22 protein-coding genes and 1 tRNA gene are annotated in these 20556 nt (G+C 69.3%); 11 read left to right on the forward strand and 12 right to left on the reverse strand.

The window, feature by feature from the left end:
• From ACFWDI_RS37615 to ACFWDI_RS37625, 3 genes are all read right to left on the reverse strand, one after another.
• On the reverse strand, nt 1-776 hold a 776-nt coding region (locus ACFWDI_RS37615), incomplete at its 3' end, for a chaplin family protein (protein WP_385311209.1).
• Between the two features lie 146 nt (nt 777-922).
• Nucleotides 923-1156 carry a chaplin gene (locus ACFWDI_RS37620; protein WP_327322472.1) on the reverse strand — a complete coding sequence of 78 codons (234 nt, stop codon included), beginning with the start codon at nt 1154-1156 and terminating at the stop codon, nt 923-925.
• A 167-nt stretch (nt 1157-1323) separates the two neighbouring features.
• Complete coding sequence (locus tag ACFWDI_RS37625) at nt 1324-2658, reverse strand: M20/M25/M40 family metallo-hydrolase (RefSeq protein WP_385311210.1); 1335 nt, start codon at nt 2656-2658, stop codon at nt 1324-1326.
• A gap of 186 nt (nt 2659-2844) precedes the next feature.
• Between ACFWDI_RS37625 and ACFWDI_RS37630 the strand changes: the two genes are divergently transcribed.
• Together ACFWDI_RS37630 and ACFWDI_RS37635 are read left to right on the forward strand one after the other, a co-directional pair.
• A tRNA-Leu gene (locus tag ACFWDI_RS37630) sits at nt 2845-2929 on the forward strand.
• 193 nt (nt 2930-3122) lie between these two features.
• The gene (locus ACFWDI_RS37635) at nt 3123-4052 is read left to right on the forward strand and encodes an RluA family pseudouridine synthase (RefSeq protein ID WP_385311212.1); all 930 of its coding nucleotides are present in this window, start codon (nt 3123-3125) and stop codon (nt 4050-4052) included.
• Here the strand turns inward: ACFWDI_RS37635 and ACFWDI_RS37640 are convergent.
• From ACFWDI_RS37640 to ACFWDI_RS37655, 4 genes are all read right to left on the reverse strand, one after another.
• Nucleotides 4037-4675: an MBL fold metallo-hydrolase gene (locus ACFWDI_RS37640; protein ID WP_385311214.1), complete on the reverse strand. Its 639-nt coding sequence runs from the start codon at nt 4673-4675 to the stop codon at nt 4037-4039. The genes ACFWDI_RS37635 and ACFWDI_RS37640 overlap by 16 nt on opposite strands.
• Complete coding sequence (locus ACFWDI_RS37645) at nt 4675-5760, reverse strand: S-(hydroxymethyl)mycothiol dehydrogenase (protein WP_385311216.1); 1086 nt, start codon at nt 5758-5760, stop codon at nt 4675-4677. Before ACFWDI_RS37645 ends, ACFWDI_RS37640 begins: the two co-directional genes overlap by 1 nt.
• 148 nt (nt 5761-5908) lie before the next feature.
• Nucleotides 5909-7369: an amino acid permease gene (locus ACFWDI_RS37650; protein WP_385311218.1), complete on the reverse strand. Its 1461-nt coding sequence runs from the start codon at nt 7367-7369 to the stop codon at nt 5909-5911.
• Between the two features lie 237 nt (nt 7370-7606).
• Nucleotides 7607-8308, reverse strand: coding sequence for a FadR/GntR family transcriptional regulator (locus ACFWDI_RS37655; RefSeq protein WP_385311219.1), 702 nt, complete (start codon nt 8306-8308; stop codon nt 7607-7609).
• 131 nt (nt 8309-8439) lie between these two features.
• Between ACFWDI_RS37655 and ACFWDI_RS37660 the strand changes: the two genes are divergently transcribed.
• On the forward strand, nt 8440-8949 hold the full coding sequence (locus ACFWDI_RS37660) for a gluconokinase (RefSeq protein ID WP_385311221.1): 510 nt from the start codon (nt 8440-8442) through the stop codon (nt 8947-8949).
• A gap of 12 nt (nt 8950-8961) precedes the next feature.
• Nucleotides 8962-10359, forward strand: a complete 1398-nt coding sequence (locus ACFWDI_RS37665) for a GntP family permease (protein WP_385311222.1) — start codon at nt 8962-8964, stop codon at nt 10357-10359.
• Here ACFWDI_RS37665 and ACFWDI_RS37670 read toward each other — a convergent pair.
• The 3 genes from ACFWDI_RS37670 to ACFWDI_RS37680 form a co-directional block, all read right to left on the reverse strand.
• Nucleotides 10345-11019 (reverse strand): cytochrome b/b6 domain-containing protein, encoded by a 675-nt coding sequence (locus ACFWDI_RS37670; protein ID WP_385311224.1) that lies wholly within the window; start codon nt 11017-11019, stop codon nt 10345-10347. The two genes, ACFWDI_RS37665 and ACFWDI_RS37670, sit on opposite strands and share 15 nt — an antisense overlap.
• Nucleotides 10961-11626 carry a molybdopterin-dependent oxidoreductase gene (locus tag ACFWDI_RS37675; protein ID WP_385311242.1) on the reverse strand — a complete coding sequence of 222 codons (666 nt, stop codon included), beginning with the start codon at nt 11624-11626 and terminating at the stop codon, nt 10961-10963. The genes ACFWDI_RS37670 and ACFWDI_RS37675 overlap by 59 nt, the downstream gene beginning before the upstream one ends.
• A 205-nt stretch (nt 11627-11831) precedes the next feature.
• Complete coding sequence (locus tag ACFWDI_RS37680; RefSeq protein ID WP_385311226.1) at nt 11832-13487, reverse strand: FAD-binding dehydrogenase; 1656 nt, start codon at nt 13485-13487, stop codon at nt 11832-11834.
• Between the two features lie 113 nt (nt 13488-13600).
• Here ACFWDI_RS37680 and ACFWDI_RS37685 point away from each other — a divergent pair, with 113 nt between their 5' ends.
• Nucleotides 13601-14116, forward strand: a complete 516-nt coding sequence (locus ACFWDI_RS37685; protein ID WP_385311228.1) for an NUDIX hydrolase — start codon at nt 13601-13603, stop codon at nt 14114-14116.
• On the opposite strand, the gene ACFWDI_RS37690 is transcribed toward ACFWDI_RS37685, so the two are convergent.
• Entirely contained in the window at nt 14096-14824 is a 729-nt protein-coding gene (locus ACFWDI_RS37690) for a hypothetical protein (RefSeq protein WP_385311230.1), read from the reverse strand. The two genes, ACFWDI_RS37685 and ACFWDI_RS37690, sit on opposite strands and share 21 nt — an antisense overlap.
• Nucleotides 14825-14877: 53 nt before the next feature.
• Between ACFWDI_RS37690 and ACFWDI_RS37695 the strand changes: the two genes are divergently transcribed.
• Nucleotides 14878-15276, forward strand: coding sequence for a DUF202 domain-containing protein (locus ACFWDI_RS37695; RefSeq protein WP_327322485.1), 399 nt, complete (start codon nt 14878-14880; stop codon nt 15274-15276).
• Nucleotides 15273-15614: a DUF202 domain-containing protein gene (locus ACFWDI_RS37700; RefSeq protein WP_385311233.1), complete on the forward strand. Its 342-nt coding sequence runs from the start codon at nt 15273-15275 to the stop codon at nt 15612-15614. Before ACFWDI_RS37695 ends, ACFWDI_RS37700 begins: the two co-directional genes overlap by 4 nt.
• A gap of 2 nt (nt 15615-15616) precedes the next feature.
• Here ACFWDI_RS37700 and ACFWDI_RS37705 read toward each other — a convergent pair whose 3' ends face one another.
• Nucleotides 15617-16552 (reverse strand): NADP-dependent oxidoreductase, encoded by a 936-nt coding sequence (locus tag ACFWDI_RS37705; protein ID WP_385311234.1) that lies wholly within the window; start codon nt 16550-16552, stop codon nt 15617-15619.
• A 217-nt stretch (nt 16553-16769) separates the two neighbouring features.
• On the opposite strand from ACFWDI_RS37705, the gene ACFWDI_RS37710 reads away from it, so the two are divergent.
• The 4 genes from ACFWDI_RS37710 (at nt 16770) to ACFWDI_RS37725 (ending at nt 20492) form a co-directional block, all read left to right on the forward strand.
• A complete protein-coding gene (locus tag ACFWDI_RS37710) occupies nt 16770-17066 on the forward strand; it encodes a hypothetical protein (protein ID WP_385311236.1) in 297 nt (98 codons plus the stop codon).
• Nucleotides 17067-17152: 86 nt separating this feature from the next.
• A complete protein-coding gene (locus ACFWDI_RS37715) occupies nt 17153-18067 on the forward strand; it encodes an MBL fold metallo-hydrolase (protein ID WP_385311237.1) in 915 nt (304 codons plus the stop codon).
• 180 nt (nt 18068-18247) lie between these two features.
• The gene (locus ACFWDI_RS37720; protein ID WP_385311239.1) at nt 18248-19270 is read left to right on the forward strand and encodes a phosphotransferase family protein; all 1023 of its coding nucleotides are present in this window, start codon (nt 18248-18250) and stop codon (nt 19268-19270) included.
• 7 nt (nt 19271-19277) lie between these two features.
• Complete coding sequence (locus tag ACFWDI_RS37725; protein WP_385311240.1) at nt 19278-20492, forward strand: acyl-CoA dehydrogenase family protein; 1215 nt, start codon at nt 19278-19280, stop codon at nt 20490-20492.
• Nucleotides 20493-20556: the final 64 nt, after the last annotated feature.

The following is a 20556-nucleotide window of genomic DNA, read 5'->3' on the forward strand; positions in this document are numbered from 1 at the left end:
TTCGGCAGACCCGGAGTGGTCGGGGTGTTCGGCAGACCCGGAGTGGTCGGGGTGTTCGGCAGACCCGGAGTGGTCGGGGTGTTCGGCAGACCCGGAATGCTCGGGATGTTCGGCAGACCCGGAATGCTCGGCTTGCCCGGGGTGCTCGGGCTCTCCGGCTTACTCGGAGTGCTCGGCTTGCTCGGAGTACTCGGGCTGCTCGGCTTGCTCGGAGTACTCGGCTTGCTCGGAGTACTCGGGCTCTCCGGCTTGCTCGGCTGAGTGTGGTCACACGGCTGACTGGGCTTGCTGGGCTTGCTGGGCTTGCTGGGCTTGCTCGGGGTGCTCGGCTTGCTCGGAGTGCTCGGCTTCGCGGGCGGGGTGGAGACGCTCGAGCCGTTGTCGCACTCGTTGCCCGTGGCGGTGTTGCCGAGGCCACCGATGGTGAGGGCGTTCCCGCAGGCGTTCACGGGGACGTCGATCGGCACCTGGACGTGGTTGCCCGAGATGACGCCGGGATTGTCCTTGGGGTCCTCGCCTGCGTGGGACCCGCCGGACTTATTGCTGCACTCATTTCCGCTGGCGGGGTTGAGCAGCGCGAGTACATTCACGGTGTTCCCGCACACGTTGACGGGAACATGCACCGGAACCTGGACCGTGTTTCCGGACAGTACGCCGGGCGAATTCGCCGTGCCTCCGTTCGCACCGGCGTCCGCGTTCGCATAGCCACCGCCGAGCGCGAGTACGCCGCCCGCCGCTGCCATGGTGATCAGGCCCTTGCGCGTGATCTGTCGCATAGGTTGAATCCCTGCCTTCTTGCTTCAGGAATACCCGCGGGCGTCGGTACCCGGGGGTGGAATGCTCGGACGGCCCCGGAGTGCGTGGCGCGCACTCCGGGGCCGCTCGAGTTCAAACCCAGACCCATACGGGTCGAGTCACAACGTCACTCGTTGACGCAGGTGTTGCCGAAGGTAGGGTTCAACAGCCCGACCACGGAGACCGTGTTGCCGCATGCGTTCACCGGCACGTGGATGGGCGCCTGGATGACGTTGCCGGAGACCACCCCGGGGGAGTTGACAGCAGCACCCTGGGCACCCGAAGAGGCCATGGCGACACCCGCACCAGCGAGTACCAGACCACCGGTGGCAGCCGCAGCAGCGACGACCTTCTTGATCATTGTTCCTCCTTGTTGGCAATGCGGCCCCAGCCGCGGACCGCATCACCTGTAACGAGGAGGAAGGAACGGGGCTACGAGCCGACGGCCCCATTCACTCTTTTTGGTCAAGTACGCACGCACTGGCGATTATTAGAGTTCCGTTTCAGCAGATCTGACCCCGATGCGGTTCAGCACTGGTCCAGGAATCGGTCAAGCACCCGTACGCCGAACTTCAGACCGTCCACCGGAACCCGTTCGTCCACCCCGTGGAACATGCCCGCGAAGTCCAGCTCCGGCGGCAGCTTGAGCGGCGCGAAGCCGAAGCAGCGGATGCCGAGGTCGTCGAAGGACTTGGCGTCGGTTCCGCCGGAGAGCATGTACGGCACGGCCCGGGCGATCGGGTCCTCGGCCTTGAGCGCGATCTGCATGGCGTCGACGAGATCCCCGTCGAAGCTGGTCTCGAGCGCCTTGTCCCCGTGCACGTCCTCCCGCTTGACCCGCGGGCCCAGCAGCCGGTCGAGGTCGGCCAGGAACTCCTCCTCGTACCCCGGCAGAAAGCGCCCGTCGACATGTGCGGTCGCCTGCCCGGGGATCACGTTCACCTTGTAACCGGCGCCGAGCATGGTGGGGGCGGCGGAGTTGCGCAGCGTGGCGCCGATCATCTTGGCGATGCCGCCGAGCTTGGCGAGCGTCGCCTCCATGTCCTCCGGGTCGAGCGGTGTGCCGAGCGCGTCGGAGAGCTCGTCGAGGAAGGACCGTACGGTCTTGGTCATCCTTACCGGCCACTTGTGCCGACCGAGCCGGCCGACCGCCTCGCAGAGTTCGGTGATGGCGTTGTCGTTGTTGGTCATCGACCCGTGCCCGGCGGTGCCTTCCACAGTGAGCCGCATCCAGTGCATGCCCTTCTGCGCCGTCTCGACGAGATAGAGCCGCAGATTCTCGTTGACGGTGAAGGAGAAGCCGCCGACCTCCCCGATCGCCTCCGTCACGCCCTCGAAGAGATCCGGGTGCTTGTCGACCAGATGCCGCGCCCCGTACGTGCCGCCGGCCTCCTCGTCGGCGAGGAAGGCCAGCACGATGTCGCGCGGGGGCTTGCGGCCGCTGCGCAGCCGGTCCCGTACGACCGCCAGGGTCATGGCGTCCATGTCCTTCATGTCGACCGCGCCCCGGCCCCACACACAGCCGTCCGCGATCTCGCCGGAGAAGGGGTGGTGCGTCCAGTCGTCGGCGTTGGCCGGTACGACGTCGGTGTGGCCGTGGATGAGCAGCGCGGGCCTCGACGGGTCCTCACCCTCGATACGGGCCACTGTGGAGGCGCGGCCCTTGTGGGACTCGAAGATCTGCGGCTCGAGCCCGACCTCGGCGAGCTTCTCCGCGACATACTCCGCGGCGGCCCGCTCCCCCGGACCCGAGTGGTCGCCGTAGTTGCTCGTGTCGATCCGGATCAGCTCACGGCAGAGGTCGACGACCTCGTCCTCACCCGAAAGGGGCTTGGTCTTGTCGGCCCTGTTCGACTCGCTCACGCTGATTCCTCCCACTGTCGCTGCTGGTGGTTCCCCCTCATCCTCCCGCGCCCCGCCCCGTACCCCAAGGGCGACTGTCCGCCGTCATACGGCCGTCACACCGGATCCGGGCGTGATCGAGCACAGTCGAATGTTTGCTATGGTTTTCCACGTCGGAACGGCCCAGCGCCGCGAGACAGACACCTGGTCCGGGTGGCGGAATGGCAGACGCGCTAGCTTGAGGTGCTAGTGCCCTTTATCGGGCGTGGGGGTTCAAGTCCCCCCTCGGACACAATCAAGATCCCCACGGATTCCCGTGGGGATCTTTTGTATCCCTGGGTGGCGTCCGTCTTCCGTACGCGCGCGGCCGGGGCGCAGCCGAAGCGGGCGTTGTGCGCGGTGGATCGGCAGCGGCCTCGGCTCCGGCCCCTGTTCCACCGGCATCCGATACCGGCATCCGATGTAGTGGGCATACAGTCACGTCGGTGAGACGCAGACACAGAGCCCCGGCCGCGCCGCTCCCCCAGCGCGACGGGATCGACCCGGTGCGGCTGCGGCTGCCCGCCGATCCGGACGGCGCCTGGGCGACGGTGCGCGACCATCTCGCCGGGCGGTACGCCGACGCCATCGGCGCCGAAACCGTCGACGCGATGTTCCGCGAGGGCCGCATCGTCGGTACGGACGGTCCTGTCGCCGCCGACGAGCCCTATACCGCCGGCCGGTATCTCTGGTTCCACCGGGACTTCGCCCCCGAGGAGCCCGTCCCCTTCGAGGTCGGGATCGTCCACCGCGACGAGCGTCTCGTGATCGCCGACAAGCCCCACTTCCTCGCCACCACGCCGCGCGGCCGGCACATCACCGAGACGGCACTCGCCCGGCTGCGGCGCGATCTGGAACTACCCGAGCTGCAGCCCGCGCACCGTCTCGACCGGCTGACCGCGGGACTCGCGCTCTTCGTCGTACGGCCCGGGGACCGGGGCGCGTACCAGACGCTGTTCCGGGACCGGGAGGTCCGCAAGGAGTACGAGGCGGTGGCACCGTACAACCCGGCGGTGGCGCTGCCCCGCACCGTACGCAGCAGGATCGTGAAGGAGCGCGGGGTGATGGCCGCGCGCGAGGAGCCGGGCGAGCCGAACAGCGAGAGCCGGATCGAGCTGCTCGAGCACCGCGCCGGGCTCGGCCGGTACCGGCTGCTCCCGGCCACCGGCCGCACGCATCAGCTGCGGGTCCATATGAACAGCCTGGGGCTGCCGCTCCTGAACGACCCGGTCTATCCGGTCGTCCAGGAGGCGGGGCCCGACGACTACTCCCGTCCCCTTCAACTCCTGGCGAAGGTGCTGGAGTTCACCGACCCGGTGACGGGAGAGCCGTACCGCTTCGAGAGCAGGCGACGACTGACTCAGTGGCCCCTCTGAATCCACTCCACGAGCTGAGGTGACTCGTCTCCGACAGTGGTCGCGTCGCCGTGGCCGGTGCGCACCACGGTCTGCGGCGGCAGTGTGAACAGCCGGTCCCGGATCGAGTCGATGATCGTCGGGAAGTGGGAGAAGGACCGGCCGGTGGCGCCGGGGCCGCCCTGGAAGAGCGTGTCGCCGGTGAAGACCGTGGACAGCTCGGGCGCGTAGAGGCATACGGCACCGGGGGCATGGCCGGGTGTGTGCAATACGCGCAGCCGCGTCCCGGCCACTTCCAGCACCTGGCCGTCGACGAGTTCGCCGTCGGGGTTGCGGTCCGGGTGCGTCTGCTTCCACAGCGGCAGGTCGTCGGCGTGGAGCAGGATCGGCGCGCCGGTGGCGGCGGCGAGGGCGGGAGCGGCGTCGATGTGGTCGTTGTGCGCGTGCGTGCAGACGATGGCGCGCAGCGTACGGCCGCCGAGCGTATCGAGGATGGCCGCGGCGTCATGGGCAGCGTCGATGACGATCGCCTCCTGGTCGTCGCCGACAATCCAGACGTTGTTGTCGACGTCCCAGGTGCCGCCGTCGAGCGAGAAGGTGCCGGAGGTGACCAGATGGTCGATCCTGCAGTTCGGGGGGTTCATCAGAACTGCACCACCGAACGCAGTACGTCACCCTCGCGCATCCGGGCGAAGGCCTTCTCGATGTCGCCGAGTCCGATGGTCTCGGTCACGAACGCGGAAAGGTCGATACGGCCCTGCTGATGGAGGTCGATGAGCATCGGGAAGTCACGGGACGGCAGACAGTCGCCGTACCAGGAGGACTTGAGCGCGCCGCCGCGGCCGAAGACGTCGAGGAGCGGCAGCTCCAGTTTCATCTCGGGCGTCGGCACACCGACGAGAACGACGGTGCCGGCCAGGTCACGGGCGTAGAAGGCCTGTTCGTACGTCTCCGGTCGGCCGACCGCCTCGATGACGACGTCGGCGCCGAAGCCTCCGGTGAGCTCGCGGATCGCCTCGACGGGGTCGCCGGAACGGGAGTTGACGGTGTGGGTTGCGCCCATCTTCTTCGCCGTCTCGAGCTTGCGGTCGTCGATGTCGACGGCGATGATGCGGGCCGCGCCCGCCAGGCGTGCGCCGACGACGGCCGCGTCGCCCACGCCGCCGCAGCCGATGACCGCGACGGAGTCACCGCGGCCGACCTGGCCGGTGTTGATGGCGGCACCGATGCCGGCCATCACCCCGCAGCCCAGCAGACCCGCGACAGCCGGCGAGACCGCCGGGTCGACCTTGGTGCACTGGCCGGCGGCGACCAGGGTCTTCTCGGCGAAGGCGCCGATGCCGAGCGCCGGGGAGAGCTCGGTGCCATCGGTCAGCGTCATCTTCTGCTCGGCGTTGTGCGTGGCGAAGCAGTACCAGGGGCGGCCGCGCAGACAGGCGCGACAATGTCCGCACACGGCACGCCAGTTGAGGACGACGAAGTCGCCGGGAGCGACGTCCGTGACGCCCGCGCCGACCGACTCCACCACGCCCGCGGCCTCATGCCCGAGCAGGAAGGGGAAGTCGTCGTTGATCGCGCCCTGCTTGTAGTGCAGATCGGTGTGGCAGACGCCGCACGCCTGCACCTTCACCACGGCCTCTCCGGGTCCGGGGTCGGGGACGATGATCGTCTCGACCCGTACCGGCTCGTTCTTCCCCGGCGCGACCACGCCCTGCACCTGCTGCGACATGGAGAACCTGCCCTTCTTCGCATGTGAAGTCGACCACCACTATGGACTGTCACGGCGCGGGCCACGGTCCGCACCACGGCTGACCGGTACGGGAACGGCCCCCGCGAATTCGCCAGATCGCGGGGGCCGTTCTCCTGGAATGATTCGGTCAGGCGTCCTGGCGCTCCTGCGCGATGGCCTTCACCCGGCCGCGGACCAGGTACCAGCCACCGACCAGCGCCGCCGCGATCAGCGGCAGGAACATCACGGTCGTACGGCCCACACCGCCGCCCCACCACATCAGGAAGGCCACGGTGGCGAGGAAGAACAGCGTGACGATCTGGGTGTACGGCGCCCAGGGCAGCCGGTAGGCGGGGCGGGTGACCCGGCCGTCCTGCGCGCGGTGCCAGAACAGCAGCGAACAGAGCATGATCATGCCCCAGGTGCCGAGGATGCCGATCGACGCCAGGTTCAGGACGATCTCGAAGGCCTGGCCGGGCACGACATAGTTGAGTGCAACGCCCAGCACACCGAAGCCTGCGGTCAGCAGGATGCCGCCGTAGGGCACCTGGCCCTTGTTCATCCGGCCGGTGAACTTGGGTGCGGAGCCCGACAGCGCCATGGAGCGCAGGATGCGGCCGGTGGAGTACAGGCCGGAGTTCAGGCTGGAGAGCGCCGCGGTCAGCACCACGAGGTTCATCACGCCGGCCGCGCCCGGGACGCCGAGCTTGTCCATGACGGTGACAAAGGGGCTCTGGTCGCCGGAGTACGCCGTGTACGGGAGGAGCAGCGCGAGCAGCACCACCGAGCCGACGTAGAACAGACCGACACGCCACATGATCGAGTTGATCGCCTTGGGCATGATCTTCTCGGGGCTCTCGGTCTCACCCGCGGCGACGCCGCACAGCTCGACGGAGGCGTACGCGAAGACGACGCCCTGGATCACCAGCAGCATCGGCAGCATGCCCGTCGGGAAGATGCCGCCGTTGTCGGTGATGGTGGAGAAGCCGGGGGTGTGGCCGTCGACCGGGTGCTGGGTGACCACCAGGAAGATGCCGACGATCATGAAGGCGACCAGCGCGGCGACCTTGATGATCGCGAACCAGAACTCCATCTCACCGAAGTACTTCACCGAGATGAGGTTCGCGGTGAGGACGACGGCGAGTGCGATCAGCGCGAGGACCCACTGCGGGATATCGCTGAACATGGCCCAGAAGTGGGCGTAGGTGGCGGCCGCGGTGATGTCGGCGACCGCGGTGGTCGACCAGTTGAGGAAGTAGAGCCAGCCGGCCGCGAAGGCGCCCTTCTCGCCCATGAACTCACGGGCGTACGAGACGAAGGCACCGGATGAGGGGCGGTAGAGGACCAGCTCGCCGAGCGCGCGGACGACGAAGAAGGCGAAGACGCCACAGACCGCGTAGGCGATGGCCAGCGACGGACCCGCGCCGGCCATTCGGCCGCCCGCGCCGAGGAACAGGCCGGTGCCTATCGCTCCGCCGATGGCGATCATGTTGATGTGGCGGGACTTGAGGTCCTTGCTGTAGCCGGCGTCGCCGGCGTCGACGTGGGGGGAGCTCTTCGCCGGTGCCCCGGCGGCGAGCGTTTCGGCCGCAGTGGTGCGGTCACTCATGGAGAAGTTCGCCTTCGTGAGGGGAGGGGTGGGCGTCCCGGCCGTAGCCGGTGGGGGGTGGTCACCCTGTTATGGCCCGAGGGCACATAACCCGGAACATAATCAGGGCAACCCTGCGATTTTGGCAGTGGCCTAGGTCACGCAGGAATAGATCTGAGGTGTTTCAGAGGTTACGGCCCAGTAAACCAAGGTCGCGCACGCACTCGCCTCGTCGGGGATGCGGCGGCGCCGGACGCCTCAGGGCGCCAGCACATCCAGTTCCGCGAGCGCCCCGACCGAGATCTGGCGGGTGATCTCCTCGGCCCGGACCGCGTCGCCCTCGCGGACCGCCTCGGCGACCTGGACATGCAGGGTGACGGCCGCCGGATCGGGGTTGTCGAACATCACCTGGTGGTGTGTACGGCCGGCAAGGACCTCGGCGACCACATCTCCGAGCCGCGCGAACATCTCGTTGCCGGAGGCGTTGAGCACAACACGGTGGAAGGCGATGTCGTGCTTCAGATATCCCTCGAGCTGGTGTCCGCGCGAGGTGGCGACCATGCCCAGGGCGCACTCGGTGAGTTCGGCGCACTGCTCGGGGGTGGCGTTGCGGGCGGCGAGCCCGGCCGCGACCGGCTCGACGGCCGAGCGCAGCACGGTCAGTGAGCGCAGCTGGCGCGGGCGATCGGTGCCGGCCAGCCGCCAGCGGATGACCCGCGGGTCATAGACGTTCCACTCCTCGGTCGGGCGGACGGTCACACCGACCCGGCGCCGGGACTCCACGAGGTGCATCGACTCCAGGACCCGGACCACTTCGCGGACGACGGTGCGCGAGACATCGAAGCGCTGTGCCACTTCGTCCGTGCGCAACACGCTGCCCTGTGGATACTCGCCCGCGGTGATCGCGAGGCCCAGGTTGTCCAGCACATGGGCATGGAGGCCCCGGCCCTCAGTGGTCATGGGGCAAGAGTACGGGGCACGATTCGGGAACTAAAAGTATGACGTTTAGATCTCAGCCTCTTGAATACGTCATACCTAATGGGTTTCAGTAGCGCGACGGACCGATGTCGACGAAGACAGCGAGGCACGTAATGAGCACCCCCCACGTCGTCGTGGTGATGGGCGTGGCAGGCACCGGCAAGACCACGATCGGTCCCCTGCTCGCCGCCGCACTGGGCGTCCCGTACGCCGAGGGCGACGATTTCCATCCCCCGGCGAACATCGCCAAGATGTCGGCCGGCGCCCCGCTGGACGACGCGGACCGCCGGCCCTGGCTCGATGCCATCGGGCAGTGGGCGCACGGCAGGGCGGGCCTCGGCGGAGTGGTGTCCAGCTCCGCGCTCAAGCGGGTCTACCGCGACCGGCTGCGGGCCGCCGCGCCCGGTGCCCTCTTCCTCCATCTCACCGGCGACCGGGCGCTCGTCGAGCAGCGGATGTCCGAGCGCAAGGGCCACTTCATGCCCGCCGCGCTGCTGGACTCGCAGTTCGCCACGCTCCAGCCGCTCGGGGACGACGAGGCGGGCGTCGCCGTCGATGTGTCCGGCACACCGGAAGAAATAACCGAACGGGCCGTCGCCGCGCTGCGCCGGCTCGAGAGCTAAGGAATCGCCACCGTGACCAGTCTCAGCGTCGAGACGCTGGCAGCGGACGCCACCGAAACGATCACTTCGGCCGGCAACGCGCAGTTGGGCATCGCCGTCCTCGCGGGCATCGCCGTCATCGTCCTTCTCATCACCAAGTTCAAGCTCCATGCCTTTCTGGCGCTGACCATCGGCTCACTGGCTCTCGGCGCATTCGCCGGCGCCCCGCTGGACAAGGCCATAGTCAGCTTCACCACCGGCCTCGGCACCACCGTCGCCGGTGTGGGCGTGCTCATCGCGCTCGGTGCGATCCTCGGCAAGCTGCTCGCCGACTCCGGCGGCGCGGACCAGATCGTCGACACGATCCTCGCCAAGGCGGGCGGGCGCGCCATGCCGTGGGCGATGGTGCTCATCGCCTCGGTGATCGGGCTGCCGCTCTTCTTCGAGGTCGGCATCGTGCTGCTGATCCCGGTGGTGCTGCTCGTCGCCAAGCGCGGCAACTACTCGCTCATGCGGATCGGCATCCCGGCCCTGGCCGGCCTCTCCGTGATGCACGGACTGATCCCGCCGCACCCCGGACCGCTGGTCGCGATCGACGCCATCGGCGCCAACCTCGGCGTCACGCTGGCGCTGGGTCTGGTGGTCGCCATCCCGACCGTGATCATCGCGGGCCCTGTCTTCTCCCGATTCGCCGCGCGCTGGGTGGACATCCCGGCACCGGAGCGCATGATTCCGCAGCGTCCTTCCGAAGACCTGGACCGGCGTCCCGGCTTCGTCGCCACCGTGGCCACCGTGCTGCTGCCGGTCGTCCTCATGCTGGTCAAGGCGCTGGTGGACATCGTCGTCGACAACAAGGAAAGCGGCGTCCAGCGCGTCACCGACGTCATCGGCTCGCCGCTCATCGCCCTGCTCGCCGCGGTCATCGTCGGAATGTTCACGCTGGGACGCGCGGCCGGGTTCACCAAGGAACGGCTCTCCTCCACCGTCGAGAAGTCGTTCGCACCGATCGCGGGCATCCTGCTGATCGTCGGCGCGGGCGGCGGCTTCAAGCAGACGCTGATCGACGTCGGCGTGGGCCAGATGATCCTGGACTTCTCCAAGGACTGGGCGATTCCGGCGCTGCTGCTGGCCTGGCTGATCGCGGTGGCCATCCGTCTGGCAACCGGCTCGGCGACCGTGGCGACCATCTCCGCCGCCGGTCTGGTCGCGCCGCTCGCGGCCGATATGTCGACCACGCACGCGGCCCTGCTGGTGCTGGCGATCGGCACGGGCTCGCTCTTCTTCAGCCATGTCAACGACGCCGGATTCTGGCTGGTGAAGGAGTACTTCGGAATGACCGTCGGCCAGACGATCAAGACCTGGTCGGTGATGGAGACGATCATCTCCGTGGTCGGCCTCGGCTTCGTACTGCTGCTGTCACTCGTCCTCTAGACGGTCGTCCAGCCACAGCGGGTGTTCCTGCTTGGCCCACGGGCGCTCGACCGACCCGGTACGCATACCCCTCCGTGCCTCCGGGTCGGCGAGCGCCATGCCGATATGTCCGGCCAGCACGATGCCGACGGTCAGCGAAAGCCAGTCATGGACGAAAGTCGCGCTGGTCCGCCACACCAGTGGTGTCAGGTGGGTGAACCACATCAGCAGCCCGGTCGCCAGCATCACCAGCACCGCGCCCGCGATCCACGCCGAGTACACCTTCTGCCCGGCGTTGAACTTGCCCGCAGGACGGGAGTCGGGACGGCGGTCGCGCCGGCGGGCCGCACGCAGCCACGTCCGGTCGTGCGGCCCGAAGCGGTTCAGCCTGCGCAGATCGGCTCGGAAGGCGGGCGAGGCGAGACCGAGCAGAAACGGCACGGGCAGCATCAGCCCGGCCCACTCATGGACGGTGACCACCAGATAGCGGCGGCCGACGAGTTCGGCGATCTGGGGTACGTACAGAGCCGCGGCGGTCGCCACACACAGCAGCATCAGCGCGGCGGTCGTGCGGTGCACCCAGCGCTCGGCGCGGCTGAACCGCCGTACCCGCGCGGGCCGTTCAGACAGTGGGGGTGTCGGTGCGGCCGTTGGACCGGCCGACCCAGGCGTCGACGTCATAGCCCCGCTCCTCCCAGTAGCCGGGCCGGACACCGTTGGTGACGGTGATCCCGGAGAGCCATTTCGCCGACTTGTAGAAGTACATCGGCGCGACATAGAGCCGGACCGGGCCGCCGTGGGAGTGGCTGACCGGCCTGTCCTGCATCTGCAGGGCCACCAGCACATCGTCGCGGCGGGCCTGCGGCAGGGTCAGGCTCTCGCTGTACGTGCCGTCGAAGCAGCTGAAGCGGATCGCTTTGGCCTCGGGGCGTACGCCCGCGGCGTCCAGCAGCAGCGACAGCTTGACGCCCGCGAACGGGGTGTCGGGGACCCGCCAGCCGGTGACGCACTGCACATCGCGTACGACCCGGGTCTGCGGCAGCTTGCGCAGCGCGTCCAGGGTGTAGGTCGCCGGGCGGTCGACCAGACCGTCGACGGTCAGCCGGTAGCTCTGCTCGTCCTTGCGCGGTACGGAGGAGGCGACCGAGTAATAGCGGAAGCCGCCGCCGTTGGGCAGCAGCCCGCTCAGACCGGTCGGGTCCTTGTCCGAGGCCGCGCCGAGGAAGGACTCGAGCCCGCGCTGCAGATACGGCGCCGCCACGACTCCGGTAGCGCCGAGGCCGAGCATGCCGAGCACCAAGCGGCGCCCGACGGGCGCGCCCTCTTCGTCGGAGTGGTGTGTGGTCACCCTTCGATTCGAACACCACGGAAGCGTGGATGCCAGGAAAATCGGCCGCACGTCAGACTTTCGTCACACTCGCGCTTTTCGGGGGCTCCGCCCCCGGACCCCCGCTCCTCAATCGCCGGAGGGGCTTGATCTGCCCGGGCGAGTATCAGCCCACCGCCTTCGCCGCCGCCCGCCCCGCCGCCCGCCCCGAGAAGATGCAGCCGCCGAGGAATGTGCCCTCCAGCGAGCGGTAGCCGTGCACCCCGCCGCCACCGAAGCCGGCCGCCTCGCCCGCCGCGTACAGACCCGCCAGCGGCTCGCCGTCCTCTCCGAGCACCCGCGAGGACAGATCGGTCTCCAGGCCGCCGAGGGACTTGCGGGTGACGATGTTCAGCCGTACGGCGATGAGCGGTCCGGCCTTGGGGTCGAGGATGCGGTGCGGTGCGGCCGTGCGGATGAGCTTGTCGCCGAGATAGTTGCGGGCCCCGCGGATGGCCGTGACCTGGAGGTCCTTGGTGAACCGGTTCTTGATCTCCCGGTCCCGCGCGGTGATCTCGCGCCGCAGCTCCGCCTCGTCGATCAGCGGCTCCTTGGTGAGTGCGTTCATCCCTCGTACGAGTGCGGAGAGATCGCGCTCGACGACGAAGTCGACGCCGTTGTCCATGAAGGCCTTCACCGGGCCCGGGACATCGGCCCGGGCGCGCCCGATCACACCGCGGATCGACTTCCCCGTCAGATCCGGGTTCTGCTCGGAGCCCGACAGTGCGAACTCCTTGCCGATGATCTTCTGGTCGAGCACGAACCAGGTGTAGTCGTAACCCGACTTCATGATGTGTTCCAGCGTGCCGAGGGTGTCGAAGCCGGGGAAGAGCGGGACGGGCAGCCGCTTGCCGCGCGCGTCCAGCCAGAGCGAGGAGGGGCCGGGCAGGATGCGGATGCCGTGTCTGGCCCAGATCGGGTTCCAGTTCTCGATGCCCTCGGTGTAGTGCCACATCCGGTCGCGGTTGATGTGGCTCGCGCCCGCGCCCTCCGCGATGCCGAGCATCAGCCCGTCGACGTGTGCGGGGACGCCGGAGAGCATCTTCTCGGGCGGGGTGCCGAGCCGCTCGGGCCACTGGGCGCGTACGAGATCGTGGTTGCCGCCGATGCCGCCCGAGGTGACGATCACCGCCTGCGCGCGGAACTCGAAGGCGCCGGCCACCTCACGGCTGCTCGCGGTGCCGCGCTCGGCGGCGGACGGCTCGAGAACCTCGCCGCTGACAGTGTCCAGCACTCCGGCACTGCTGCTCAGCCCGGTGACGCGGTGGCGGAACTTCAGCTGGACCAGGCCACGCCCGACGCCTTCCCCGACCCGCCGTTCGAAGGGCGCGACGACGCCGGGCCCGGTGCCCCAGGTGACGTGGAAGCGCGGTACGGAGTTGCCGTGGCCGGTGGCGTCGTAGCCGCCGCGCTCGGCCCAGCCCACCACCGGGAAGAACCGCATTCCCTGCGCGTGCAGCCAGGGCCGCTTCTCACCGGAGGCGAAGTCGACGTATGCCTCGGCCCACTCGCGCGGCCACCGGTCCTCGTCGCGGTCGAAGCCCGCGGTGCCGAGCCAGTCCTGCAGCGCCAGCGCCCGGCTGTCCTTGATCCGCATCCGCCGCTGCTCGGGCGAGTCCACGAAGAACAGGCCGCCGAAGGACCAGTGCGCCTGCCCGCCGATGGACTGCTCGGGCTCCTGGTCGAGCAGGATGACCTTGCGCCCCGCGTCGACGAGCTCCGCGGTGGCCACCAGGCCCGCCAGCCCTGCCCCGATCACAATCACGTCAGCGTCGTACGCCATGGGTTCCATCCTCGTCGGGCTCGGGCCGTGTCATGGGCACGTGCGGTGGTCCGATCTTCGGTACGGGCCAGTAACTAGTCAACAGCCCGGCCGACCGGTGATTGGATGGAGTCATGACTCCCGCTGACGAAATCCTGGACATCGTCGATGAGAACGACGAGGTGATCGGCCAGGCCCCGCGCGGCGAGGCGTACACCCGGGGGATGCGCCACCGTTGCGCGTTCATCCTCGTCAGGGACGCGGAGGGCCGGATCTTCGTCCACCGCCGCACGTCGACGAAGCTGGTCTTCCCATCGCTGTACGACATGTTCGTGGGCGGGGTCGTCGGCGCGGGCGAGAGCTACGACGAGGCGGCGCTGCGCGAGGCCGAGGAGGAGCTCGGGGTCTCCGGACTCCCCCGGCCCGTACCGCTGTTCAAGTTCCTGTACGAGAACGGCGAGCGGACCTGGTGGTCGGCCGTGTACGAGGTCCGCTGCGAGCTGCCCGTGCACCCGCAGGCCGAGGAGATCGCCTGGCACGACTTCCTGCCGGAGGAGGAGCTGGAGCGGCGGCTCGCGGAGTGGGAGTGGACGCCGGACGGTCTGGCGGCGTACGAACGGCTGCGGGAGTCAGGTACAACGCCCTCCTGACAGGGCGTCGGCGAGGTCCCCGGCCTGGTCAGAGGTGATGCCCAGCGCCAGGGGGAGCGCGCGGGGGCTGTGGTCGCTGCCGCAGACCGGGATCGGACTGCCGTCCCGTACGACCCAACTCGGCAGCTGCCGGAAGGAGTTGTCGAGGATTTTGCCCGCGACGTCCTGCGCGTGCTTCTGAGGTGTGCCGCAGTCCGTCAGCGCCTGGGCGACGACCGCCGCGGCGTCGTGCGGCATGTCGATGTCGCCCAGCATGGGCAACAGCATCAGCAACCGCTCGGCGGGATCGGTGAGGCCTTCCGCGCCGTCCGGCACGGCGGCGGCGATGGCGGTCAGCTCGCGCCAGGACAGCCCGGGTCCCCTGTCATGACCGTCCATCTGACCCAGGTGTCCGAGCCGCCCCCACTCGGGGTGGCGGACGAAGTAGTCGATGCCGCTGTCCTCGGGGAAGTTGCGGTGCGCGACGACGGCGGTGTGCCCGCGGCCGAAGGGGACGCGGAAGACCGGCCAGTGTTCTTCGTCGGCGAGCTGCTCGTACAGCGCGTCCACATCGGCCGTGTCGGCGCCGAAGCGTTCTCGTACGGCTTCCGGCTCCTCGTGCCACCAGCACAGATGGAGGAACCAGAAGGCCGGACCGGTCACCAGCTCCTCGGCCGCCACCAGCTCGAATTCCTGCTCGTACTCGGGGATGTGCACCTGGTCGCCCATGCCGCCGCACGGTAGCCGGGGCCGCTGACAACCCCGCAGGTAGGGTGCGACATGTGAGCGAAATCGGACGGAGCCTGCGGCTGTGGTTCGCGCCCCAGCGGGTGCGGGAGGAGGGCGAGACTCCCGACTACCGGTTCTCGCTCGCCAATGAGCGGACCTTTCTCGCCTGGCTGCGTACGGCGCTCGCACTGATCGGCGGCGGGTTCGCGGTCGATCAGTTTCTGCCGGACCTGGCCTGGGGAATGCGCGCGGGGATGGCGCTCGGGCTGCTGGGCGCCGGGGTGCTGTGTGCGCTGCGCGCCGTGAATCACTGGGTGCGGTGCGAGCGGGCGATGCGGCGGGGCGAGGATCTGCCCGTTTCGCGGTTCCCGACCGTCCTGAGCATGGTGATCGCCGTTGTCGCGGTGGCGATGGTGGTGGTTGTGCTCTTCGGCTGGGAGGGCGGGCGTTGACCTCCGAGCCCGAGCGGGATCCGGGGCCGCAGCCCGAGCGGGATCCGGGGCTGCAGCCCGAGCGGACCCGGCTGGCGTGGCGCAGGACCACCCTGGCGTTCACCGTGGCGGCCGTGCTCGCTGCCCGACAGGTGGCCGGCGGCGATCTGAGCACGGCCGGTTTCGTGGCGGTGGCCTGCAGTGCGCTGGTGTGGCTGGGTTTTCTGCGGGTGGCCCACCGGCGGGTGCACGCGCTGGGCGCCGGGCCCAGACCGCAGGTGCTGTCGGACCGGGCCGCGCTGGCCGCTGTGGCCTGCACGGTCGCCCTGGCCGGTTTCGCGGTCGCGATGATCGTCTGAGTTCAGGCGCCCCAGTCGACGGTGACGACGATCTTGCCGCGGGTGCGGCCCTGCGCGTTCAGCGCATGGGCCTCGGCCGTCTGCTCCAGCGGAAAGGTCCGGTCCACATGGACGGTGATCACGCCCTGCTCGGCGAGCTCCGCCAACGCCGTCAGATCCGCGGCGTCCGGCCGGACCCACCAGTAGTGGCCGCCGAGGCTGAGGACCTCGCGGTCGGCGATCGAGGCGACGCGGCCCTGGGGCGCGAGCACCTCGGCCGAGACCCTGAGCGCGTCCCCGCCGACCGTGTCGAAGGCCGCGTCGACGCCGTCGGGGGCCAGGGCGCGCACCCGGTCGGCCAGCCCTTCCCCGTACTCCACCGGCTCCGCGCCCAGCTCGCGCAGATGGTCGTGGTTGCGCTCGCTCGCCGTGCCGATGACGCGCGCGCCGGCGTGCTTGGCGAGCTGTACGGCGAGCGAGCCGACGCCGCCCGCGGCCGCGTGCACCAGGACCGTGTCCCCACTGCCCACCTCGAGCGCGCGATTGAGCACCTGGTAGGCGGTGAGGCCGGCCAGCGGCAGCCCGGCGGCCTGTTCGAAGCTCAGGTTCAGCGGCTTGCGGGCGAGAGCGCGGACCGGAGCGGCGACGTACTCGGCGAAGGTGCCGCGGCACAGGACGTCCTCGCGTACGTATCCCATCACCTCGTCACCGACGGCGAACTCCGTTGCGGCGATGCCCGGTTGGACGACCACACCCGAGACGTCCCAGCCCGGCACGACCGGGAAGACCGCCTGGAACATCGCCTCGAGATAGCCCTCGCGGGCCTTCCAGTCGACCGCGTTGACCGCTGCCGCGCGCACCTTGACCAGGATGGAGTCGGGACCGACCTTGGGGTCGGGGCGCTCCCCGTACTCCAGGACCTCCGGGCCGCCGTAGTGGCCGTAGCTGATCGCCTTCATGATCCGACCCTCAGGTGTGGTCGGCGCTCACGCAAGCCGGGTCCTCCAGTACGAGCACCCCGGGCCGGACGGCACGTGCGCCTGCGCGGTGTGCGGTGTGCACGGTCATCCTGTGTTCCCGGGCGCGGCACGGGGCCGGGAATACAGGATGACCAGAGTCTCCACAGCTAGCCTGGTGAGCGACAGAACGCCACGAATCACATCAAAGGTGAGCGTCATGACCGTTCTCCACCACGAACATCCCACGCACGAGCACACACACGGTCCGACCTGCGGACATACCGAGGTTCCGCACGGCGATCACGTCGACTACGCGCACGACGGCCACCTCCACAGGGCGCACTCCGGGCACTGGGACGAGTGCGAGCCGGGCGAGCATGTCTCGCACAGCGGCCATGCGCACGATCACGGCCCGGGCTGCGGGCACCCAGCCGTGGAGCACGGTGACCATGTGGACTACGTCCACGACGGACACCGGCACGCCCAGCACGACGGGCACTGGGACGATCACTGAGCACCGCCGGCTCCCGCCTTCCCCCGCGCCATGCGCAACTGGCAGTCTGCTACCGACCAGTTCGGCCTTGACTCGGGGGAGTTCAGTTGTCCGCAACAGATCCGTACACCGTCCAGCTCGCGCCGGAAGTGCACGCCTACGTCCAGCCGGACGGCGGCTGGTGCCTGAACAACGCGGGGTTCGTCAGCGACGGGGAGTCGACCCTCCTCATCGACACCGCCGCCACCGAACGGCGGGCGCGAGCACTGCGTGACGCGGTCCTGGCGACCGGCGTCCCGCTGCCCCGCACCATCGTCAACACGCACCACCACGGCGATCACACCTACGGCAACACGGTCTTCACTCCGAGGGCCGTGGTGATCGGGCACGACCAGTGCCGCAGCGAGCAGCTCGCGGCAGGCCATCAGCTCCATCTGCTGTGGCCGCGGACCGACTTCGGCGACATCACGATCACTGCCCCCACCGTGACGTACAACGACCGGCTCACCGTCCATGTCGGCGACATCGAGGTGCGGCTGATCCACCCCGGCGGCGTCGCGCACACCCTCGGCGACACGGTCGTGCATCTGCCGCGGCAAGGAGTGGTCTTCACCGGGGACCTGATCTTCCAGGGCGGCACGCCCTTCATCCCGATGGGCTCGCTGAGCGGGTCCCTGCGGGCACTGGACCTGATGCGCTCGCTCGATGCGACGACGGTGGTCCCCGGCCACGGTCCGGTCACCGACCCGTCGGCCTACGACGCGACGGAGCGCTATCTGCGGTACGTCGCCGAGCTGGCCCGCGAGGGGCACGCCAAGGGGCGCACTCCGCTGGAGACGGCGCGCGAGGCGGATCTCGGGGTCTTCGCGGAGCTGCGGGAGAGCGAGCGTCTGGTGGCGAATCTGCACCGGGCGTACGCGGAGCTGGACGGGAAGCCGGAGGGCTCGCCGCTGGATCCAGTGCTCGTGTTCGGCGACATGGCGGCGATGAACGGCGGCGTACCGGTGGCCTGCCACGCCTGAGCGGCACCCGTACCGCTGTCTGCCCGAGAGTGACCTTGTTCCCCCATGTGACCGACACGCATGAATGTGATGCTCGGACATGTGATCCAGCCCCAGGTTTCGCTGCGCACTGGACTACATACCGACTGGTCGGTCATCATGAACGCGACCCGTTCTTATGCGCCCCCGGAGGTGCCAACCATGAGCTCAGTCCCCCCGCCAGGCCTCGACCCCGAGCAGCTGCGCGGTTACCTCGACCGCGAGCGGCCGGGTCTGGTGAGCGGACCGCTCAGCGCCCGGCTGATTCAGGGCGGCCGCTCCAATCTCACGTACTCCGTCACCGACGGCACCGGTCGCTGGGTCGTCCGCCGGCCCCCGCTCGGGCACGTACTGGCCACCGCGCACGACATGAAGCGCGAGCACCGGGTGATCAGCGCGCTGCACCCGACCGCCGTGCCGGTGCCCGAGCCGGTGCTGCTGTGCGAGGACGAGTCGGTGATCGGATCACCGTTCTACGTCATGGAGTTCGTGGACGGCACTCCGTACCGCACGGCCGAGGAGCTGGCCCGGCTCGGCCCCGAGCGCACCAGGGACGCGGTCCTCGGCCTGGTCGACACCCTCGTGGAACTGCACGCCGTGGACCCCGAGTCGGTGGGTCTCGGCGACTTCGGGCGGCCCGAGGGCTTCCTCGACCGGCAGCTGCGCCGCTGGGGCAAGCAGCTGGACGCCTCCCGCAACCGCGAGCTGGCCGGCATCGACGAGCTGCACGCCGCGCTCGGCCGCGCCCTGCCCGATTCACCCGCGGCCACCGTCATCCACGGCGACTACCGGCTGGACAACGTCCTGGTCGGCCCGGACGACCGGATCAAGGCGATCCTCGACTGGGAGATGTCGACCCTCGGCGATCCGCTGACCGACCTCGGGCTGCTGGTGATGTACAGCGTCAAGCTGGAGCTGCCCGACTCCCCCGTCAGCACCACCGCGGGCGCGGCGGGCCACCCGGACGCGGCCGAGCTGATCGAGCGGTACGCCGCCCGCTCCGGCCGCGACACCTCCGCCATCTCCTGGTACACGGCCTTCGCATGGTTCAAGCTCGCCGTGATCCTCGAGGGCATCCACTACCGCTACACCCTCGGCCAGACCGTCGGCGCCGGCTTCGACCGGATCGGCGATCTCGTGCCCCTCTTCATCCAGCACGGCCTCACCACCCTCCAGGAAGGCTGAGTACCCCATGGACTTCGCATTCGACGCGCGCACCGAGGAACTGCGGGCCAAGCTTCTCGCCTTCATGGACGAGCACGTCTACCCGGCCGAGGCGATCGAGCACGAGCAGCGCGCCCAGCTGGCTTCGCCGTGGGACACCCCGGCGATCTTCGATGAGCTCAAGGCCGAGGCGCGCAAGCAGGGTCTGTGGAATCTCTTCCTGCCCGACGCGGAGCACGGGGCGGGACTGACCAATCTGCAGTACGCGCCGCTGGCCGAAATCACCGGCCGCAGCCCGCACTTGGCCCCGACCGCGCTGAACTGTGCCGCCCCCGACACCGGGAACATGGAGGTGCTCGCGCAGTTCGGCAACGAGCAGCAGAAGAAGCAGTGGCTGGAGCCGCTGCTGACCGCGGAGATCCGGTCCGCGTTCGCCATGACCGAGCCCGAGGTGGCCTCGTCCGACGCAACGAACATCCAGACGCGGATCGACCGCGACGGCGACGACTACGTCATCAACGGCCGCAAGTGGTACATCTCCGGGGCGATGAACCCCGACTGCAAGATCTTCATCGTGATGGGCAAGACCGACCCGGACGGCGCCGACATCCGCCGCCAGCAGTCGATGATCCTCGTGCCGCGCGACACCCCGGGCCTGGAGGTCCGGCGCGCCATGCAGGTGTACGGCTACGAGGACCACGCGCACGGCGGCCATGCCGAGGTCGTCTTCGACAACGTACGGGTGCCCGCCTCGAATCTGATCGGCGAGGAGGGCGGCGGCTTCGCCATCGCCCAGGCGCGCCTCGGCCCGGGCCGAATCCACCACTGCATGCGGCTGATCGGCATGGCCGAGCGGGCCATCGAGCTGATGTGCAAGCGGGCCGTGTCCCGTACGGCCTTCGGCAAGCCGATCGCCCAGCAGGGTGTCGTACAGAACTGGATCGCGGACGCCCGGGTCTCCGTCGAGCAGCTGCGGCTGCTGGTCCTGAAGACCGCCTGGCTGATGGACACGGTCGGCAACCGCGGGGCGCACGCCGAGATCCAGGCGATCAAGATCGCGACCCCGCGGGCGGTCGTCGAGATCCTCGACAAGGCGGTGCAGGTGCACGGCGCGGGCGGGGTGAGCCAGGACTTCCCGCTGGCGGAACTGTGGGCGGCGGCGCGGACGTTGAAGCTGGCGGACGGGCCGGACGAGGTGCACCAGCGCTCGCTGGCGCGGCGGGAGCTGAAGCAGTACCTCTAGCTCGGCCGGGGGCTTTTCCCACCCCGGCCCCCTCCCAAAACAATCGCCGGCGGGGCTCCAGAGG

This window comes from Streptomyces sp. NPDC060064, from assembly GCF_042736455.1.
GTDB lineage: Bacteria > Actinomycetota > Actinomycetes > Streptomycetales > Streptomycetaceae > Streptomyces.